The organism is Paenibacillus sp. FSL M8-0142, assembly GCF_038597315.1.
Taxonomy (GTDB): Bacteria; Bacillota; Bacilli; order Paenibacillales; family Paenibacillaceae; genus Paenibacillus_AQ; species Paenibacillus_AQ lactis.
The window spans coordinates 3,605,002-3,625,985 of sequence record NZ_CP152008.1 but is presented as its reverse complement, the minus strand read 5'-3'; the positions used below and the strand labels follow the sequence as shown (position 1 = coordinate 3,625,985).

Sequence of the window (20,984 nt, the reverse complement as noted above, 5' to 3'; positions counted from 1 at the left end):
AGAAGAAGTTCAGGCAAGTAAGGAGTGGAGCAGTTGTTTGCTGAACAGCGGCATCAAATCATTATTCAGAAATTGAATCAAGACAAATCGATCCGGGCTTCGGAGCTCATGGAGCATTTCGGGGTTTCGTTCGAGACGATTAGACGGGACCTTGAATACTTGGAAAACGAAGGCCATCTGCGGCGGGTGCACGGGGGGGCGATTCCTAGAGATCCGGATTACAGCCACGAAATTCCGCTTCCGATCCGTGAATCGATCTTTATGGAAGAGAAGAAGGAGCTGGCTCAAATCGCGGTTCGTTATGTGACTGAAGGGATGTCCGTCGCGCTGGACCCGAGTACGACAAACACTGAAATAGCGAAGGCGCTCAAGACGAAATTCGACCGATTAACGATTATTACGAACTCGCTTCCGATCGTGAATGAACTCGTGTCGATGCCGGGGTATACGGTCATCATGACCGGTGGCGTCATTCGTCATGAAGAGCTGAGCATCATCGGCGACCTGACGGAGGAATTTACAGCTCGCTTTCACGCGGATCTATTTTTTATGAGCATGAGCGGGGTTACGTTAGAAGCAGGGATTACGGATAACGCCATCGGCGAGGTTCAGGTGAAAAAAATCATGCACGCTAACGCCAAGCGTACCATCGCCCTCGCAGACAGCAGCAAGTTCGGACAAAACTCGTTTATCAAAGTATGCGGGGCAAGCGAAGTCGAGCGGTTTGTAACGGATTCGAAAATCGACAGAAATATTGTTGATCAATTCAGCAAGAGCGGCATTGAGATCGTATATAAATAGGCAGGAGCGGTGAACGATTCTTGGTTTTATGCAAACCCGGAATCGTTTTTTTGTGTGTGATTGATTGCGTTTATGTGGTATTATTTGTATTAATCAAAGGAATGAGATAAACGATCGCTTCACTAAGGGAGGAGAGCCTCAAAATGAAAATCCATTTTCTCGGAACGGCTGCTTCGGAAGGATTCCCCAATCCGTACTGCCGCTGTGACGTCTGTTGCAAGGCGAGATCGCTTGGAGGAAAAAACATCCGAACGAGAAGCTCTGTATTGATTGATGGCATAATCAAGGTCGACTACTCCGCAGACTCCCATATGCAGGCGCTCCGTGACGGGATCGATTTGGGTGCGGTTGAGCATCTGTTATTCACGCATACGCATTACGATCATTTCCAGCCATCGGATCTGTACAACCGCGTTGACGGGTTTGCACACGGTATCGATCACCCCTTACATATTTATGGCAACGATGCGGCGATTAGCCAAAGCATACCAGCGATTGGCCCGGATGCTGGAGACCGGTTCGCCTTCCACTTATTGCGTCCCTTCGAGACGATTTTCTTGGGCGATACGCAAGTTACTCCTTTGCTCGCGAATCATGACCGTATGGAAACATGTTTGTTGTTTTATATTGAAAAAGGGGGCAAGACGCTGTTTTACGGCAATGATACGGGCTGGCTGCATGACGATACATGGGAATGGCTGAAAGGCAAAGCGATCGATATGGCGATTCTTGATTGTACGCATAGCTATACAAACAATGACCGAAATCCAAATCATATGGGCATTGAAACCGTGCTGGAGGTCCAGCGCGTGTGGCGGGAGGAAGGCAACCTTGGCATGGATGGCCAGGTTTACGTGACTCATTTTACGCATAACTCCGGCTTTTTGCATGATGATTTTGAGCGTGCCTTCGAGCCTGCCGGCATCAAGGTTGCCTACGATGGCTTGATCGTCGATCTATGACGGGCGGAGACAGCGCCAAAGAACGGCGACAGATTGTAATTGTAGGTATCGTTACTGCACTGACCCTCTTCGGTGATTCGATGCTGTACATCGTATTGCCGGTATATTGGAAGGAAGCGGGACTAGACGCGCTATGGCAGGTCGGCGTACTGCTGTCCGTCAATCGTCTTGTCAGGCTCCCTCTTAATCCACTAATCGGGTGGCTGTATCACCGCATGTCGCTTCGAACCGGTCTGTTTATGTCGGTCGGGCTGGCGGCGCTTACCACGGTGGGATACGGCATATTCAAAGGGTTCGTTCTCTGGGTAGCCCTCCGTGCCATTTGGGGGATTGCATGGTCCTTGCTGCGAATGGGTGGATATTTGACCGTCATCCGCTATTCCGATGATACGAACCGGGGACGCTTCATGGGAACGTATAACGGATTGTGGCGTCTTGGCAGCTTGGTCGGCGTACTGTTCGGAGGATTGCTCGTGCCCATGATCGGCCTGTCAGCCGTCTCCATACTATTCGGGATCATGGCTTTGATCGGGCTTCCGCTCATCGCCGTATCCATAAGCAAGGGAAAAGCTTCGGGAATGCATCAACTGGATCCTCCACGCGGAGTGAGGAACACGGTCTGGTCGCTGCAGGTGAAAAAAATCGTGATAAGCGGATTAATGATATCGTTACTGCACGCTGTGTTCGGCGCGACGCTCACGTATCTCATCGATACAAGCCATCCCGGCGGGATCCCTTGGTTCGGTTTGATAATCGGCAGCACTGCGTTAGGCGGTGTATTGACGGCGCTGCGCTGTGCATGGGAGCCGTTCCTGGCCAGATGGTTCGGACGTCATACCGATGGGCCGAGAGGAAGGCTTCCTCTGTTTATGGTATCGCTGGCGGGCGCAGCGGCCGGATATGCTTTGCTGCCTTGGCAGCTGCCAATCGGCATTTGGGTCGGAATTGTAATTTTCGTCATGATTACCAGCACCGCACTTGGCACCATTATGGACGCGATGGCCTCCGACGCAGCGAAGAATACATCCGTGATTACCGTCATGACCGCATATTCCGTGTCAACCGATTTAGGGGCGGCGATCGGCCCGACGTTGATTTATTGGGTGGTCGGCTTGCAATATGGCATGACATCCATGTATCTAGCGTGCGCAGCTGTATTCATTTTGATTGGTTTATGGTACCGGCAGGACGGTATGAGAAAAGGGAGGGGATTCCTTGGAGAAGAAGCTAACATTTCGTGAGGACGGATCGTTTGTCATCGTGCAGTTTTCCGATGTGGAGTTTATTGATGAGGAGGATGTGGATCCGGAGACGCCGATGCTCGACTCGATGACGAAGGCAACGATGGACAGGATCATTGCGCTTGAGCAGCCTGATCTTGTTGTATTCGCGGGAGATTTGATTGCAAGCGCAAGGAGCAAGGATCCGCTGCAATCATTCCGCAGCGCGGTTGCTGTCGCTGAAGACAACCGTGTGCCGTGGGCGGCGGTGTTTGGCAATCATGACTCGGAGGGGAATGTTCCCCGAAAGAGGATGCATGAGGAGCAGCTCCATCATGCATATTGCGTCGCCAAACCGGATCCTCCGGGAGTAAGCGGAGCGGGTAACTATGTGCTGACGGTTGACGATCCAACGGGGAAGCCGGCTGCTGCGTTGTTCTTCCTCGACAGCGGCGATTACTCACCGATTGAAGCGGTGGGTGGGTATGACTGGATTCGCCGTGATCAAATCGATTGGTACGTCTCCGAATCCCGGCGATTGGCCGAACGGAACGGCGGGACGCCTTTACCTGCACTGGCATTTTTCCATATTCCGCTGCCGGAATACAAAAAGGTGTGGGAGACGTCAGTGTGCGAAGGCCATTGCAGTGAATGGATCAGCTCGCCCAAAGTCAATTCCGGCATGTTCGCCGCCATGGTAGAAATGGGAGATGTTATGGGCACATTTGTCGGCCATGACCACTCGAACGATTATTCCGGAGTGCTGCACGGCATCCGCCTTTGTTACGGCAGATCTACTCGTTATGTCAGTTATGTGGAAGGTGTGAGGAAGGATAAATTCCCGACGGGTGCACGAGTTATTCGAATCACAGCGGGCGAGCGGCAGTTTGAGACATGGATCCGCCAGAGCGACGGATTGATCGGGGAAATGCCCTTACATGAGCCGGGTGCTCACTAAGAGAATCTACTAGTCCCTATCCTCTTAAATAGGACGACTTCGATGAGAGCAGCTTGCCCTGGCAGCTGCTCTTCCTCTATATTAAAAAGGAAATTTCTACTGCGAAATGGATTCGTGACATAATATAGGAGGCAGAAGATGGTCGGGACGATTATAATATGTTTTTTGGTACTACACATCATTATGGCTGCAATCATGGCGGTTTTTCCTGGAGATGAAGGCATGAGAAATACCATTGGGCTTCAAGCCTACACCCCCAAGCCGAAATCATTTTGGGACTACATGTTTAACGTGCTGGTCTTTCTCATTGCGGGTGGAGCTTTATATATGGAGCGTATCAATGATCGGATTGCACAGAAGTCTTGGCTGGTTCGGATCGGCATCCGAATTATGGTTCTTGTTATAGCTATCATCAGTGCATTTATCCTTGCCCTCATCTTTTCATTTTGAATTCCAAGGTATCTATAATAGATGTAATTAAAGTGGGCTTCATCAAAGCCTGAAGTTAGGGAGTTCTATGCTCTGATGTTGAGTTATGAACAACAGAAGTCGCCAATAGTGGCGACTTTTTTACGTACTGCGTGCAAGTAGACTATCCCATGTTCTCAACTAAAAAAAACTTTATGCACCTCCGCTCACTGGGATTTGAAACATTAGTTGCATAAGCCAACTATATGCGTGTATTATGTATGTAGTTGGCAAATAAAACTAATGGAGTCGAAGTACATGAAACCTGAAGTTCTTCAACATGGAGCATACGGAAAAGAAGTTACAGCAATTAATCGCCATTTGCAATTATTGCTTGCTCCACGGCTCGCTGCTCTTCAGCTGGGCTTTGGTCAGCATATGTTTTTGTTCATGCTGTCAAAGAAGGAAGGGGTGAATCAGAAGACGCTGAGTGAGCAGCTGCTGCTAGACAAGACCACGACGGCAAAGGCGATCCGTAAGCTGGAGCTCGAAGGCTATGTTCGCAAAGAGATGGATCCTGCGGATTTACGCAACCATCAACTTTTTCTTACAGATGCGGGGAAGGCTGTCGTGCCGAAGATTGAGGAGGCATTAGCGGAGGTGATGGAAATTGGCATCGAAGGGATGTCCGCAGAGGAATATGGGGAATTCATGCGGCTGCTGAAGATCGTGTTGAACAACTTTGACAAGCATGCTCAATCCATTCGTCAACATACTGAATGACATGTGGGATGTATATGCGTATAACCGTAATCGGCTCAACGAGTCCAACCGGACTGGAGGTTTTAAGGAACGGCATCGCCAGAGGTGATGAACTGGTCGCGTTCACAAGGCGGCCGAACGTATTAAAGTCTTTTCAAGGTATAACCAAGATAGTAACCGGAGATGGAATCCACCTGTCAGACCTCCAGCATGCGATCAACGGAAGCGAAGGAGTGATTGCCATCGTCGGTGGAAAGGCCAATGTCGCCGCTGTTATTCAAAATGTCATTCAGGCCATGCAAGAAGCCAAAGTCCGGCGACTGGTGTTTGTCAGTTCCTATTTACTTGAAGCTAAACGTCCATGGCCCACCGTTCTCGTTGCAAGATGGATCTTTCGCCGCGACTTGGCAGAACTGCGCGAAGCTGAGAATGTAATCCGAAGTTGCGGGTTGAACTGGACGATCTATCGGCCGACTCAGCTAAACGACAAACCCGCCACGGGTCGTTGGAGAATCCAGGAACGAGGGAACGATTTCAAATCGGGCCCGTATCAAATCAGCCGGGCGGATTTAGCAGCTGCATTGCTGGACGCTGTTACGAAGGATGCATACGATCGAGGTATTTATAGTGTAACTTGGGGCAAGTAACAAGGAGGAAACGAAATCGCCATGGATTACCTGTATCTATCCCTGTTAGTCATTCATATTTCTTCGGCCATATTCGGTGTTGGACCGGTGTTTTTATTCAATATGATTCTGAAAAGAGCGAAGACGGCCGATCAGCTGCGGTATGCTCACCACATCGTGGAGAAGTTAAACAAAAATGCGAATCTTTCATTCGGCATCCTTCTCGTCACGGGCTTGATTTTGGGCTGGATGAGCCCCTACTTGTTTCGGCAAATGTGGTATATCGCGTCGATTGTGCTGTTCCTAATCTCAGGCTTTTACGCGATTCTGGTCGTTGAACCGATCTTAAAGAGACTTCATCAAATCGCGAGCCAGTCAACCTCGGGAGAAGTTTCTCAGGAATACAAGCAGCTGTTCCGAAAAAAACAAGCCCGCGATACGATTGCGAACCTTATGGCCATCGCGATCATTCTTCTTATGATCATCAAGCCCGTATTCTAGGGAAGCAACGATATACACAGATCAAGTCGCGATTCATCGCGGCTTTTTTTATTCTGATTGCTAGTAACCATCCGTGCACAGCGGCTGGCCTGCATTATCTTATGAGCTGTGAAGAAATCGATTGGTGATTTCCAATGAAGAATTTGACACATGAATGCTAAGTGTATATATTATATATATACGGTATATACTCAATTAACGGCAGTGAGGTGAATGATCATCAACATTATTTTGTCTAACGCATCGAGCGACCCGATTTACATACAGATCATGAATCAGATCCGGCAGAGCATCCTGAACGGTGATTTGAAGGCCGGCGATAGTCTTCCCTCGATACGGCAGCTGGCCAAGGATCTGCAGGTTAGCGTAATTACGACTAAGCGCGCTTATGAAGAGCTCGAGAAGGAGCAGCTCATTGACACGGTTGTAGGCAAGGGATGCTTTGTGTCAGGAGCAAATAAAGATTTTATACGGGAGCAGCGAATGAAACGATTAGAAGAGAAAATGATGGAAATCATTCGGGAAAGCAAGGAATTAAGTTTGAGTCAGCAGGATGTCATCGAACATCTGACATTATTGTTTGAGGAGGAACAGACGCCATGAATGCCATAGAAATACGAAATCTAACCAAAGCATACCCGCTATTCACCGTTGATGATGTATCTTTGGATGTGAGGCAAGGATATATTACCGGCCTGATTGGCCCGAACGGCGTTGGCAAGAGCACTTTGATCAAGATGATGCTGGGCATCGTCCGTCCGGATTCCGGAAGCGTGAAAATACTGGGCTGCGAAATGCCTAAACAAGAAATCGCCATTAAGCAGCGGATCGGGATCGTATCGGATGACTGCTTCTACTATGAGCATCTGACGATTCATGATACGAAAAAGCTGGTCGCTCCCTTCTACGACAAGTGGAATGACAGCAAGTTTAAGGGATATCTCGACCAATTCGAGCTGTCTCCCAAGAAGAAGATTGGAGATCTATCCAAAGGAATGAAGATCAAGCTTGCCCTTGCCGTTGCTCTATCGCATGAGGCCGAGCTTCTTATTATGGATGAGCCGACTTCCGGTCTCGATCCGGTGTTTAGAAGGGAAATGCTTGATCTGCTTGCGGATATGATGCAGAACGAGAGGAATTCCATCATTTTCTCGACCCATATCACGACGGATCTGGACCGGATCGCGGACTATATTACCTTCATCAATCGCGGGAAGATTGTATTTAATGAAGCGAAGGAAGATGTGCTTGAGCGATACGCGCTCATAAAGGGGGATATGGAGCTGCTTGATTCGGATATCCGAAAAGAATTCATCGGGATTCGTGAGACAGCCGTCGGTTTTGAGGGCTTAGTCGATAACAGGCACAAGGCTGCACAATTGTTCGGGAATCACGCTGTATTGGAAACCCCTTCCCTGGAAGACATCATGTATTTCACGGCCAAAGGAGGACGGGTTCATGCTTAATCTGCTGCGCAAGGACTTTATCGCCTTAAAAAGCTCCTTGTGGATGACTTTATTTTATCTGGCGGTGTTCAGTATCGCTTTTATACCAAGGAGCGACTTTTCCATTTACTTTGTCGGGATCTATACTGCATTCGCCTCCGTTAGTCTTGTGACGATGATCGATATCAAGAACAATAATCATCATTTTCTGGTCACGCTGCCGGTCAGCCGCAAGCATATTGTACAGGCGAAATACATCACGGCGATCCTGTTTATGCTGTTTGGCGTCCTTGGTTCCTTTGGTATCCATTGGTTTGTAAAGCTTGCATTCCCGCAGCTTAACAAGCCGGATTATACCGTCTTGGACATCCTGGTTCCAATGGGGATACTGCTAGTATTAACTTCCATATATATGCCTTTATTCTATGCACTGAGTAAAAAAGGAGCCGGCATTATTAACGCTGTATTTTTAATCGCGCTCATTATTATGGCACAGCCCACTGCGTTCATGATGACATTGCTGAATGAGAATCACATGATGAGCAGTAATCTATTATTTATGGCTGCAGCCGGTATCTTACTGCTATTCATTGCTTCCTATTATGTGGCGGTCACCCTGTTCTCGAGAAAGGACATGTAAGAAGCTGAGCCACGCCTGCCCATTGTCCCGGCCACTTTTGCAGAACCAAGCTTTTCCTGCAACGGGGGTCAACTTTTACTTATAAAGGAGATTACGCATTTTGAAAGATACATTACATACAAGCCGCCCTCATCGCAGAAAAGAATGGATGTATATTCTTGCAGGACTTGTAGTTCTGCAGCTGCTATTCATCGCGTTCGATCATGCTTCGTGGACGCCGTTTAAAGTGAAGGAAGGGTCCTGGTTTGAAGACCTTTCGCAAGCCAAGCTATTTACGGAATGGTTCACGCCGTATAAAACAGCGTCGCATAATCTATTCACCGCAATCTTCGCCGCTACGTTGCTTCCAGCAGGTTTAATAGGGGCCGTGAAGGATCTATCATCTAGAAAATGAACGCACTGCAAATAGGAGGAGCTGGGCTCTGTTCGGGATATATTTATGAGGCAACTAACACCCCATATAACTCGTTGTTCATAAGTGATTGTTAAAGGACATCCCGGGCGGTTCCAGGGTGTCCTTTTCGACATTGCGAGGGCTTAGCGGCTTTGATATCCTCGAAAAAATGTGCATATAATAGGCTATATGAAGGGAGGAGCAGCGTATTCGCTACCTTTATGAATTTATAGAGCATCAGGAAGATCTGCCTATCAAGCTCTTCGTGAACAGCGTAAAGCATATTCATTTTCACTGGCATAAGGAGGTGGAAATCGTCTATGTTCTCCAAGGCTCCGTCATCATGTACCTTGATCAGAAGCAATATACGCTCCATGAAGATGATGTCATTGTCGTGAACAGCATGTCGGTGCATCAGATCGAGCGGACAAGCCAAGACAATGTGCTGCTGACGCTGCAGTTCGGTCCTGAATGGTTGAATAATCAAGCATTTATTTCTTGTAATTCTGCTGCCGATCCGGAGCAGCACCGGCAGCTGCAGGGCATCAAGCAAAATCTCGCCCAGATGGTATGGGAGATCAACAAGAAGGCGCCGGGTTATCAAAGCTACGCGATGGGAACCCTGCAAACGTTGTGCGGCGGCCTGCTTCGGTATTTTGCGGATGGAACGAATCCCGCAGCCGACGAGGGCAGCAGAGAGTACGACTATAAGAGGCTGAACAGGGTCCTTACGTATGTAGACCAGCATTATAATGAGAAGATTAGTCTGCAAACCATGGCAGATCTGGAGCATTTAAGCCTGCATTATTTCTCGCACTTCTTTACGGATAAAATCGGCATCCCCTTCCAAAAGTATTTGACGTTGGTACGCTTGGAGAAGGCGCAAGCCGAGCTTGCCGGAAGCGAGAAAAGCATAACGGAAATCGCGCTCGATTGCGGCTTTGCCAACGTGAAGCTGTTTAATAAATATTTCAAAGAAAAGTACGGCTGCACCCCGAGCTCCTATCGCGATGCCTTGCTTGCCGAAGAAGCTCATCGGCCGGACCGCAAGCCGTTAACTTACGACGAGTCCTCAAGCGGCGACTATTATGAGATGGATACATGGAATGCCATGGGTACGTTATATCGGTATCTGGATGCTAGAGCAGACACGAAGCCCGATTCGCTAAACCCACCGCCTCCGCTTGCGGCGGAGCGGCAGTTGATCGAGATCCAAGCCGATGGGCCTTCGGCAAGATATGAACAGCACTGGAATGTAACGACGACCGCAGGCAGGGCAATCGAAGGATTGCGGGAAGATTGGCGCCGGCAGCTGCGTGAACTGAAAGGGCATATTCCGTTCCGGTATATCCGTTTCCACGGCATATTTAACGATGAGATGATGGTGTACAGCGAGAAAGAAGACGGAACTCCTGTATATAATTGGTCATATGTCGACAAGCTGTATGATTTTCTCCTGGAGCAGGGAGTGAAGCCGTTTGTCGAGCTCAGCTTCATGCCGAGCCAGCTCGCCCGTTCCAAGGAAACGATATTTTGGTGGAGAGGAAATATTTCACCGCCTGCCGATCAAACCAAGTGGGACGCGCTGGTTCGGGCGTTCGTGCGCCATTGCCTGAATCGATATGGGGCGAAGGAAGTGGAAAGCTGGTATTTCGAGGTATGGAATGAACCGGATTTGTCCGGGGTGTGCTGGGCCGGAAGCAAGGAGGAATACTTTGCTTTTTATGCATCGACGGTTCGCGCGATCAAGTCGGTCTGGCCTCAGCTTAGAACAGGGGGGCCAGCGATGGGCTATGGCTCGCTCTGGAATGATCCTTGGGCGGATGAGTTTATGAACTATTGCAGGGAGCATGAAGTGCCTCTCGACTTTTTTTCGTTCCACATTTATTCGGAATACCCGCGGCTTAAGCATGAAAGAGAGTTTCTGACCAAGATTATGCCTGCTTCATTTTATAGGGAAAGCATTGACCGTTTACGGGAGAAAATGAAAGCTTCCGCCTATGGCGACTTGGAGCTTCATATTACGGAATGGAATTTCTCCATGTACGACCGCAACTTGCTGCATGATACGATGTTTATGGCACCGTTTGTTATTTATCATGCGCTGCACACGCTAGGTGTGGTTAAAGCCTTGGCCTTCTGGTCCTTTACCGACGTCTTCGAAGAAAGCACGGTGCCGACTTCACCGTTCTATGGAGGCTTTGGCTTGATCAACCGGGACGGCCTCAAAAAGCCGAGCTATTATGCCTTAGAGCTGTTGCAAAAGCTGGGTGACGAGCTTCTGGTACAAGGGGACGGTTATGTTGGAACGCGAACCCGGGACGGCAGCATGCAGTTCCTGTTCTATCACTACGTGCACGTGGATCCGCTGTTTTCAAGCGGCGACTGGTCCGAATTGACCAGCACGAACCGTTACGATGTCTTCGAGGAAAAAGGAAGCCGCATATTCGAATTATCGCTGAGCAAGCTTACCGGAACGTTCAAATGTACAAGTTATCGGCTGGACCGGCAGCATGGGTCGGTGTTTGACGAGTGGATACACATGGGGGCTCCCGAGTTCCTTACGGAGGAAGAGCTTGTCTATCTTCACAAGCGAAGCGGGCCCGGCATAAGGACAGAGCTTCTCCAGCAGGATAACTGGCGGAAAGAAATTGTACTCCCGCCTCATGGCGTCATGCTGCTAACGTTGGACAGGCAGTATTAGCATGAATCGAATCATGGATCAACAAACATCCCTTTTTTAAAAGGGGTGTTTTTTGCTGTTTATTTTTGAGGGTGAGACGCAAGCTAGAACGAAAGAGACGAACTAGGCAAAAAATGCCCCCCTTAACGACAACTTAAAACAAGAAAGCGTTGCCAAGAAGGCCCTATACTAATGATACAGCCGCACGAGAATGACAGGAGGGAAAACAAGATGAAGCGTTTCATGAAATGGATGACAGAATCGTTTGCGCCTCGATTGGAGGCGTTTACGAACAATGTTTGGGTTTCATCTATTCAAGACGCCATTATGGTCGCGATTCCGATGATATTTATCGGCTCAATCATTACGTTGATTTCGATTTTAAAGGATTTCTTCCCGGGGATGCCGGATCTATCACCGATCACGACATTTAGCTTCGGTCTGCTAGGTTTATTCATTTCTTTCTTAACGCCTTATATGGTAATGGAAAAGAGGGAGCGCCACAAAATCAAGCTGCTGGCAGGAATGACAGGCTTATCTTTATTCATCATGCTGCTTAACCCGACCATGAACGAGGATGGAACCGTCAAGTTTATCCTTGAACGCTTTGGCGCGACGGGCATGATTACAGCACTGCTTGTGGGGATATTCGTAGCGGTGATCATGAATGTCTGCGGTAAATTCTCCTTCTTTAAAACAGAGAGCTCGCTTCCTGAGTTCATTAAGGAATGGTTCGATTTTCTCATTCCGATCGCGATCATTTTAACTACAGGATGGGTTCTGGTTTACCAGCTGCACTTTGATATTTTTGCGCTCATCGTAAATGCATTTGAACCTCTTAATGCTGTGGGGCAAAGTCTCATCGGGTTCGTATTGTTTAACTTTATCGGCGTTGTTCTGTACTCCTTCGGGGTCAGCCCGTGGGTGTTGATGCCGATATGGTATACCATTTGGATTCCGGCTATCGAGGAGAATGCCGCTTTAGTGGCAAAAGGACTGGACCCGGTCAATATCAATACCTTTGAAACCTTTTTCTCGGGATGGCTGGGCATCGGAGGTATGGGAGCTACTTTGCCGCTCGCCGTCTGGTTCCTGCTTGCCAGATCGCAAAAGCTGAAATCCGTCGGTAAAGCAACGATTATCCCCTCCCTGTTTAATATTAACGAGCCGATCGTCTACGGAGCGGTTGCTTTCAACCCGCTGCTCATGGTTCCGATGTGGATTAATGGTCTTATAACGCCGATCATTGTGTATTTGGCGCTCGATATGGGGCTGGCGAGAATTCCAAGCCAAATCTTTCAATTGTGGTATACCCGATCGGGCTGTCTACCTACATGATGTCCGGACTCGGCGGTCTTGTTCTTCTGGCCGTTGTCTTATTGATTGTATTCGCGGTATGGTTTCCGTTCTTCAAGCTGTATGATGCGCAAGAACTCAAGAAAGAGCGGGAAGCAAGCTCAACAAGTCATATATAAAGGATGGATACCAAATGAACCGATCAATTCATGAATTAATTCAAGAAATGACGCTCACGGAAAAAGCATCCCTCTGTGCGGGATTGAATATGTGGATGACCAAAGGCATCGAGCGATTGAACATTCCAGCTGTGCATATGTATGACGGAACCAACGGGATCCGGAAAACGAACAGCGATGAAGAAATGGGCATTACGTCCGAGAATGTTCCGGCAACCTGCTATCCTACCGGTTCGGCCATCGGCTCCTCCTGGAACACCGAGCTGCTGCATGAAGTCGGGGTAGCGCTTGGACAGGAATCCAAGGAAATGGGCGTGGAGCTGCTGCTCGGACCGGGCATTAACATGAAACGGACGCCGCTTGGCGGCAGAAACTTCGAGTATTACTCGGAGGACCCTTGCTTAACAGGCGAGCTTGGCGCAGCCTTCATTAACGGGCTCCAAAGCGAAGGCGTGGGGGCTTCCCTCAAGCATTTCGCTTGCAACAATCAGGAGAACGAGAAAATGGTCACGAGCTCGGAGGTCGACGAACGGACGCTCCGCGAAATTTATCTTAGCGCCTTCGAACGGATCATTAAGAAATCGGATCCATGGACCGTCATGTGCTCATATAATTTGCTCAATGGCAGTTATACAAGCGAGAACGAGCATTTGCTCCATGATATATTGAGAGAAGAGTGGGGCTACGAAGGTGTCGTGCTGTCGGACTGGACTGCCGTCAATGACCGGATTCGCGGGCTAAAGGCTGGCCTTGATCTTGAAATGCCAGGGCCGGCTCACTACAATACAAAGGCAATTGTGGAGGCTGTGGAGCGCGGAGAACTCTCCGAAGAGAAGCTCAATCAGAGCGTTGCCCGTATTCTAAAGCTTGTAGAGCGAGTGACAGCCCCGAAAGAAAATGCCTCCGGTGCTGATCAAGACTATCACGCTCTTGCGAGAAAAGCAGCAGCCGAAAGCATCGTGCTGCTTAAGAACGAGAATGGCATTCTCCCTATTCAGCCTGAATCCACGCCATCGATTGCAATCATCGGACGTTTTGCCAAGAAGCCAAGAATTCAAGGGGCAGGCAGCGCCGAAGTCACGCCAACGCGGGTCGATATTCCATGGGATGAAATCAAGGAGCTGGCGGGAGAGACGGTTACGCTAAGCTATGCAGAGGGATACCCCGCTGATGACTCCATTCGCGAGGACCTGATTAAGGAGAGCGCGTCGTTGGCGGCGACATCCGATCTAGCCGTATTGTTCGTCGGCCAGCCGGAATATGCGGAATCCGAGATGCATGATTTGAAGGGAATTAACCTTCCTGAGCATCAAGTGAAGCTCATTCAAGCCGTTGCAGCCGTTCAGCCGAACTGCGTTGTGGTAACAAGCAGCGGGAACGCGCTGGCGATGCATCCATGGGTGCAGCATGTGCCCGGGGTCATCCATTCCTGGTTGACGGGGCAGGGGATGGGCAGAGCCATTGCCGAAATCCTGTTCGGGCACACAAACCCTTCCGGCAAGCTGTCCGAGACCTTCCCGGTCAAGCTGTCGGATAATCCATCGCATATGCGGATTCAGGGAGAAAACGGCAAGCTGTATTATCGTGAAGGACTGTTTATCGGCTATCGTTACTACGACCGGAAGGAGATGGCTCCGCAATTTCCGTTCGGACATGGCTTGTCGTACACGACATTTAAGTACACGGATCTTGAAGCGGCACAGCATGAGAAGGGAGTTACCGTTTCCCTCCAAGTAGAGAATACCGGAAAGCGCACCGGGAAGGAAACCGTTCAGTTGTATGTGCACGATGAGGAATGCAAATGGGTGCGTCCCGAAAAGGAGCTTAAAGCTTTTGCAAAAATCGAGCTCGCGCCGGGCGAGAAGCGGAAGATCGTCTTTGAGCTTGAAGAAAGAGATTTTGCCTATTACAACACGAAATACAATCGCTGGGTAGCAGAAAGCGGATATTTCCAACTCCGCGCAGGCAGCTCGTCCCGTGATATCCGAGTGACGAACCGACTGTTCTGCGACTTCGGCAAGGAAGAAATCACGTTCCATAAATTCAGCCTGCTCAATGAATGGGTGAGCGACCCGATCGCAAAGGACGTATTGGAAGAGTGCATCAATGAAATGAACAAGCACGTGAAGGACAAAGTATCTCTCCAAGATGAGTTCCTGGGATTTTGGGAGGACTTCCCGGTCATTAAAATCTTCCAGATGTTCGGGCAAAGCTGGATGATGGAGCGGTCTCCGGATGAGATCGTCAGCGAGCTTATCGGACGTGTTAACGAGAAACGGCTCCAGAAGCAGCAAGCGTAACTCTTATAACTTCCTCATGCTGTCAAAAACTATATAGGCAATTCGTTTAAGAGGATGTCATCACATGACATCCTTCTTTTTATCATGGAGGCAACCGGCCATCATTACTGATTCTCGCCAAGATGAAGGACTTGGATGAAGAATAATTTAGCCGGCAAGTTCCCATAATACTGGATAAAGTTAAGGGAGGGACTGTCATGCTGGGCCGGTTACTAAAAAAAGCGCTAAAACGAAGCCGTCCGAAGAATTCGACACAGACTAGAACCGACGCACCAATTGAGATCCGCATGACTCTTCAAGAGTCCATTCAAACCTTAACTCATATCATGGGGAACAGTACGGACTTTATGGTTAGAAAAATATCAGGGCGAGAGGATCTTCCGGAGATTGCTATTTGCTATATTGAAGGGCTGGTTGATACGAATCTGCTTAATCGGATTCTGGAATCTTGGTTAACCGTAACGCTAGAAGCTGATCAAATGCCAGGTATCGAATCCTTACTGAATAAAATATTGCCAGCAGGCCCAATTAGCAAATTACATACAACCCAATCCATCATTTCGGCTGTTTTGGATGGGAAGGCTGTCATATTAGCAGATGGTATGAAAGAAGCCTTCTCTGCTTCGATCGAAAGCCTGGAGAAGCGCTCGATCGAAGAGCCGAGTTCACAAACCGTCATTCGGGGACCTAAAGACGGATTTACAGAGGATATTTCGACGAACCTGTCCCTCATCCGGAGAAGGCTTCGAACGCCGAGCTTACGGGTTCAATCGATGGTAATCGGCAGTTATACCAATACCAAAGTCATCATGGCGTATATCGAGGGAATTGCTGATGAAAGCGTGGTATCAGAGATCAGGGCTCGATTGCAAAGCATAGAAACCGATAGCGTTCTGGAAAGCGGGTATATTGAGGAGTTTATACAAGATAATACGCTCTCCCCGTTCCCAACACTGATCAATACGGAGCGTCCCGATGCGGTAGCCGGAGGTCTGCTGGAAGGACAAGTGGTTATTCTGGTGGATGGCACGCCCTTTGTGTTGCTGGCTCCAGTCACCTTTTTTAGGTTCCTCCATTCCAGCGAGGATTATTATCAACGGTATGATCTCTCCACTTTTTTACGCGGAATCCGTTTTTTCTCCTTTGTCATATCCTTGCTGTTACCGTCACTGTATATTGCGATTACAACCTTTCATCAGGAGATGATTCCCACAACATTATTAATCAGCTTGGCTGCGCAAAGGGAAGGAACGCCGCTGCCCGCACTCATGGAAGCTTTGATGATGGAGATTACGTTTGAAATTATTCGTGAAGCGGGCGTGCGGATGCCCAGGGTGATCGGGCCGGCTATTTCAATCGTAGGAGCGCTTGTTTTGGGCCAGGCCGCAGTACAGGCGGGGCTGGTATCGGGGGCGATGGTGATCGTGGTCTCTTTTACAGCGATTGCCAACTTTGCTATACCGGCATTTAGCATGGCAGCTGCCATCCGAATCATTCGTTTTGTGTTGATGCTGCTGGCTGGCACCTTCGGTTTATACGGGATTTTGGCAGGGATCATCCCTATCTATGCTCACCTGGTTTCCTTGACTTCATTTGGCGTTCCGTATCTTTCGCCGGTTACCCCTCTCCGCTTCGCCGATTTGAAAGACCTGTTTGTTCGTTTGCCATGGCCATTCCTTAAGACAAGGCCCCAAGAGATGAATCGACGAAATATGGTCAGGCAGGGAATGAACCGACCGCAACAGGGGAAGAAGTGAACCGTACGAAAGTGAGGTGCATTATGCGTAGATTCGGTTTATGCTCGATCCCGCTCGTTCTGGCGTTATTGCTGACAGGATGTTGGAATCGAACGGAATTAAATGAAATCGGCTTGATTTCCGCTCTTGGCATAGACCGAAGCGAAGAAGGCTGGATCGTAACCTACCAGTTCATCAACCCCTCGGCGATTTCAGCCGGAACCGGCGGAGCTAGTAAAGCGGGCGGAGGAGAGTCACCCGTCCATGTATTTTCCTCCGAAGGCCCAACGCTTCGGGAAGCGATTGATGTAAGTTACACAGAATCTCCCAGACGATTGTATTTTCCTCATGCGGATATTCTCGTGCTCGGCAAAGAGGCAGCAAGGAAGAGCATTACAGATGTTATAGACTTTTACTGGAGAAATACCTACTTACGGGAGAATGTCAGCGTGCTGATAACGGAAGGGCAGGCAAGTGAAATGCTTAAGCAGCTTATTCCACCGGAACGTCTTCCAGGCACTGCAATGGCTCATATCTCAAGGCAAACGGATCATTTCAACAGTAATTTCCCATCGATTAAGTTGTATGAGCTGACACGTAGTCTGGATTCTGAATCCGGTGCAGCGGGTGTTCCTCAGGTTGAAGTGGTTGGGGAGTCGCAGACAAGGATCGAATCGATGGATCAGCTGCATAAAACCTCTACTCCCGCCAAGGTCAGAATTACAGAATTGGCCGTCTTTCGAAAAGACCGGAGCGTCGGGACGTTAACGCGCAATGAGAGCATCGGAATATCTTGGTTAACGGACAAAATCCGAATCAGTGCATTATCCATAACCTGCCCAGGCTCCACTAAAGGAACTGAGAAATTCTCCTTTCAAACGTTTTCCGCGAAAACCAAAACCCGAGTCCGTAAAGAAGCGGATGGGTTTACGATGTTGGTCTCCGTTAAAGCAAAAGGCAGGATCAGCGAGTCCAACTGTCCAGAAAATCTGGCGAATTTATCCAATCTGCGCGCTGCGGAAAAAGAGATTGAGGAGGTGATTAAGGATTACATGAGCAAGGGGTGGGAAGCCTCCAAAAGGCTTCAAGCCGACCTGCCTCATTTTGCAGATCAAATCCATCGCAAATATCCGAAGGAATGGAGTAAAATCAAGGATCAATGGGAGAAGGAAGGAATGCAGTCCACCAGGCTTGTTCTGCAAGTTAACGTTACCATTGGTCAGACAGGCATGTCTCAAAAGACGTTCAAACCGGATGGAGGCTAGCCGCTTCATATTTAAATGGATGCTGAAACAAGAAGGGAACCATGGAGATGAAACAATCCATACGAGTTACCGATTTGGTATGTTTTCTAGCGGTATTTGAAGTCGGAAGCACGACGTTGTTCTTCTTGGGGGCTGAAGCGAAACGGGATGCATGGATCGCCATGGGCATTGCCGCTTTGATCGGATTGCTCCTGCTGGCCATGTATCTGTTAATCTACCGGTCCAATCCTGGGCTTGATTTATATGGCTTGTGCAGACAATATTTTGGCAAAATCATCGGCTCTGCGGTTAACCTAAGCTTTGCCGGTTATTTTGCATATGAAGCCTCCCGTAATTTAAGGGATCTGGGCGAACTCACGCTATTAACGTTACTAGACCGAACGCCGCTAATGTTTATCATGTTGACGGCAATTATCGTGGTGGCTAATACCGTAAGATATGGCCCCAAAGTGGTGATTTGGATGTGCGCGGGTTTTTTGCCCATCATTATTTTGAGCTACTTCACGATTTATACGCTGCTTGTTTCTTCGGGGCTGATTCAATTTGAGCTGATGCTGCCTATTCTGGAAGAGGGATTCCGTCCTGCCTGGACGGCCGCCGTCCCGGAAATCGTATCCTTTCCGTTCGGGCAAACGTTATTGTTTTTGCTCTTTTTTCCTCTAGTCAAGAAAAAGGAAAAATTGAGTCGGAGCGTGATCATTACTTACGTAATTACGGCGATTTGCTTAATTATGATTAATCAAATCAATATCCTCGTATTAGGCCCGACTCAAGCAGCAAACAGCACGCTGCCGCTTCTGCAGGTGGTTCAGCTTATAGATATTGCTGAAGCCTTTGAACGGTTCGATGTTCTATTTGTGATCGTGTTAGTTCTCGGTTTGGGTACAAAAATGGCTGCATTTTTCATGGGAGCCGCCATGGGGCTTCATAAAATTACAGGGCTATCTTATAAAATGTGGACGGTCGTCGTTGCTGTAGTCATATTTGCGTTAGCGTTTATATCCCCCAATTATCCTCACCATATTTGGCTCGGCATTAAGGTTGTCGTTACCTACGTAACTCCGATCTTTCAAATTGCCTTGCCGCTGATTCTTGTGCTTGTGATATGGATTCGAAGCATGTGGACGAAGCAGCGTCAATGAATGAGACCATGGAAAAAGATGTTATTTCAGTGCCGGGAATATTATAATGGAGTCGAACGACATCTTATGGCGGTAGGAGGGACCTTCTTGAAATTAACCGAGCTGATTGAACATTTGGCCATTGCTCAAATCCAAGGGAATGCTGACGTTGACATCACGGGGATCAGCATGAATTCGAAAGATTTGCAGCCTGGGGAGCTGTTTGTTTGTATACCGGGGATTCCGGGATTACAGGAAGACCGACATCAGTATGTAGAAGATGCGGTAAAAAAGGGCGCAGCTGCAATCGTTGTCGAACGTGATGTTGAATCGTCTGTACCGACAATTAAGGTGCCGAATGCCAGATATGCGTTAGCCCTGCTGTCGACTCATTTTTACGGGTATCCAAGCTATAATCTTAAGCTGATCGGGGTAACGGGAACTAAAGGAAAGACAACCACAAGCTATATGATAGAGTCGATTCTTGCACAAGCCGGTTTCCGTACAGGGTTAATGGGAAATATCGGCACGAAGATCGGTTCGACGATGTTTAAAACCGACATCAACACGCAGGACCCTCCCATTCTGCAATCGAATTTACGAAAGATGAAGGAGCAATCAACCGATTATTGCGTCATGGAAGTGAGTTCCCAACGTCTGCATATGGGAAGAGTGCTCGGTTGCGATTTTAGAACCGCTGTGTTTACTAATTTAACGCATGACCATCTGGATTATCACAAAACAAAGGAAGATTACCTTGCGGCAAAAGGCATGTTGTTTTCCGGTTTAGGCAATTCGTTCGCTCCGGATCCCGCCAAACGAAAATATGCCATTTTAAACGCGGATGACGAGGCTTCCCGATATCTTAGTGGGATAACCGCCGCACAGATTATTACATACGGGATTAAAAACCCTGCAAATGTCATGGCTAAAGATATGAAGTTGACCCCGAAAGGAACGAAATTTACAGTTGAATCGTTTGCGGGAGTTGCCGAGATCGAGCTGAGACAGGTTGGCATGTTTAATGTGTATAATGCGCTTGCTGCTATAGCTGCAGCTCTTGCAGAACAAGTTCCATTTGATGTCATTCAACTAGGGCTGCACGGTTTGAGCAACGTTTCCGGCCGAATGGAAGTCATCGATGAACAGCAGGATTATCTTGTGCTTGTTGACTACGCTCATACTCCGGATAGCTTGGACAATGCACTGTCCACCTTACGTGAATTTGCGGATCAGAGGATCATCACCGTGTTCGGATGCGGCGGGGACAGGGATCGAACCAAACGTCCCGCGATGGGGATATTGGCGGCGAAGCACAGTGATCATGTAATCATCACTTCCGATAATCCTCGTACGGAAGACCCGCACGGAATCCTTAAAGATATTGAGCTTGGCGTGCTGGAGTACGGGATGTCGTCCGAATCCTATGAAATGATTGCCGATCGGCGGCAAGCGATCATTCGGGCAGTGAATATGGCACGCTCCGGAGATATCGTCATCATCGCGGGGAAAGGCCATGAAACGTATCAAATCCTGAACGACCAAACGATCCATTTCGATGATCGGGAAGAGGCCAAGGCTGCGATTCGTAACCGGAATCATTAGCATATAACATATCAAGGTCCCTATCCAAAGCGCTGATAGGGGCTTTTTGATTCTTATCCACAGCTTATAATGACCCATGACC

Annotated in this window: 19 protein-coding genes; all 19 read left to right on the top strand. The window is 48.6% G+C overall.

Features of this window, described 5'->3' with window-relative positions; genetic code table 11:
- Nucleotides 1–33 precede the first annotated feature (33 nt).
- The 19 genes from NSQ46_RS16715 to NSQ46_RS16625 all read left to right on the top strand — a co-directional run bounded on the left by NSQ46_RS16715 (nt 34) and on the right by NSQ46_RS16625 (nt 20,902).
- The gene (locus NSQ46_RS16715) at nt 34–801 is read left to right on the top strand and encodes a DeoR/GlpR family DNA-binding transcription regulator (RefSeq protein WP_007131837.1); all 768 of its coding nucleotides are present in this window, start codon (nt 34–36) and stop codon (nt 799–801) included.
- Nucleotides 802–944: 143 nt separating this feature from the next.
- Complete coding sequence (locus NSQ46_RS16710; protein WP_342574072.1) at nt 945–1,763, top strand: MBL fold metallo-hydrolase; 819 nt, start codon at nt 945–947, stop codon at nt 1,761–1,763.
- Nucleotides 1,760–3,004 (top strand): MFS transporter, encoded by a 1,245-nt coding sequence (locus NSQ46_RS16705; RefSeq protein ID WP_210094897.1) that lies wholly within the window; start codon nt 1,760–1,762, stop codon nt 3,002–3,004. The genes NSQ46_RS16710 and NSQ46_RS16705 overlap by 4 nt, the downstream gene beginning before the upstream one ends.
- Nucleotides 2,979–3,941 carry a metallophosphoesterase family protein gene (locus NSQ46_RS16700; protein WP_210094898.1) on the top strand — a complete coding sequence of 321 codons (963 nt, stop codon included), beginning with the start codon at nt 2,979–2,981 and terminating at the stop codon, nt 3,939–3,941. Before NSQ46_RS16705 ends, NSQ46_RS16700 begins: the two co-directional genes overlap by 26 nt.
- A 138-nt stretch (nt 3,942–4,079) precedes the next feature.
- Nucleotides 4,080–4,391 carry a hypothetical protein gene (locus tag NSQ46_RS16695; RefSeq protein WP_210094899.1) on the top strand — a complete coding sequence of 104 codons (312 nt, stop codon included), beginning with the start codon at nt 4,080–4,082 and terminating at the stop codon, nt 4,389–4,391.
- 276 nt (nt 4,392–4,667) lie between these two features.
- Nucleotides 4,668–5,132 (top strand): MarR family winged helix-turn-helix transcriptional regulator, encoded by a 465-nt coding sequence (locus NSQ46_RS16690; RefSeq protein ID WP_210094900.1) that lies wholly within the window; start codon nt 4,668–4,670, stop codon nt 5,130–5,132.
- A 14-nt stretch (nt 5,133–5,146) separates the two neighbouring features.
- On the top strand, nt 5,147–5,758 hold the full coding sequence (locus NSQ46_RS16685) for an NAD(P)H-binding protein (protein WP_210094901.1): 612 nt from the start codon (nt 5,147–5,149) through the stop codon (nt 5,756–5,758).
- A 21-nt stretch (nt 5,759–5,779) separates the two neighbouring features.
- The gene (locus NSQ46_RS16680; RefSeq protein ID WP_028406637.1) at nt 5,780–6,238 is read left to right on the top strand and encodes a DUF2269 family protein; all 459 of its coding nucleotides are present in this window, start codon (nt 5,780–5,782) and stop codon (nt 6,236–6,238) included.
- A gap of 219 nt (nt 6,239–6,457) precedes the next feature.
- Nucleotides 6,458–6,841: a GntR family transcriptional regulator gene (locus NSQ46_RS16675; protein WP_040739992.1), complete on the top strand. Its 384-nt coding sequence runs from the start codon at nt 6,458–6,460 to the stop codon at nt 6,839–6,841.
- On the top strand, nt 6,838–7,704 hold the full coding sequence (locus NSQ46_RS16670; RefSeq protein WP_210094902.1) for an ABC transporter ATP-binding protein: 867 nt from the start codon (nt 6,838–6,840) through the stop codon (nt 7,702–7,704). The genes NSQ46_RS16675 and NSQ46_RS16670 overlap by 4 nt, the downstream gene beginning before the upstream one ends.
- Nucleotides 7,697–8,323, top strand: a complete 627-nt coding sequence (locus NSQ46_RS16665) for an ABC-2 transporter permease (protein ID WP_210094903.1) — start codon at nt 7,697–7,699, stop codon at nt 8,321–8,323. The genes NSQ46_RS16670 and NSQ46_RS16665 overlap by 8 nt, the downstream gene beginning before the upstream one ends.
- Before the next feature lie 100 nt (nt 8,324–8,423).
- Nucleotides 8,424–8,717, top strand: coding sequence for a YfzA family protein (locus NSQ46_RS16660; RefSeq protein WP_028406806.1), 294 nt, complete (start codon nt 8,424–8,426; stop codon nt 8,715–8,717).
- 265 nt (nt 8,718–8,982) lie between these two features.
- A complete protein-coding gene (locus NSQ46_RS16655) occupies nt 8,983–11,421 on the top strand; it encodes a helix-turn-helix domain-containing protein (protein ID WP_251535089.1) in 2,439 nt (812 codons plus the stop codon).
- Nucleotides 11,422–11,631: 210 nt separating this feature from the next.
- A complete protein-coding gene (locus NSQ46_RS16650; RefSeq protein ID WP_312889625.1) occupies nt 11,632–12,738 on the top strand; it encodes a PTS transporter subunit EIIC in 1,107 nt (368 codons plus the stop codon).
- A gap of 151 nt (nt 12,739–12,889) precedes the next feature.
- Nucleotides 12,890–15,175: a glycoside hydrolase family 3 C-terminal domain-containing protein gene (locus NSQ46_RS16645; RefSeq protein ID WP_007131851.1), complete on the top strand. Its 2,286-nt coding sequence runs from the start codon at nt 12,890–12,892 to the stop codon at nt 15,173–15,175.
- Nucleotides 15,176–15,372: 197 nt separating this feature from the next.
- Entirely contained in the window at nt 15,373–16,932 is a 1,560-nt protein-coding gene (locus tag NSQ46_RS16640) for a spore germination protein (protein WP_342574063.1), read from the top strand.
- Between the two features lie 23 nt (nt 16,933–16,955).
- Nucleotides 16,956–18,176 carry a Ger(x)C family spore germination protein gene (locus tag NSQ46_RS16635; RefSeq protein ID WP_342574062.1) on the top strand — a complete coding sequence of 407 codons (1,221 nt, stop codon included), beginning with the start codon at nt 16,956–16,958 and terminating at the stop codon, nt 18,174–18,176.
- A gap of 41 nt (nt 18,177–18,217) precedes the next feature.
- Complete coding sequence (locus tag NSQ46_RS16630; RefSeq protein ID WP_341033588.1) at nt 18,218–19,318, top strand: GerAB/ArcD/ProY family transporter; 1,101 nt, start codon at nt 18,218–18,220, stop codon at nt 19,316–19,318.
- Between the two features lie 87 nt (nt 19,319–19,405).
- The gene (locus tag NSQ46_RS16625; protein WP_342574061.1) at nt 19,406–20,902 is read left to right on the top strand and encodes a UDP-N-acetylmuramoyl-L-alanyl-D-glutamate--2,6-diaminopimelate ligase; all 1,497 of its coding nucleotides are present in this window, start codon (nt 19,406–19,408) and stop codon (nt 20,900–20,902) included.
- Nucleotides 20,903–20,984 lie beyond the last annotated feature (82 nt).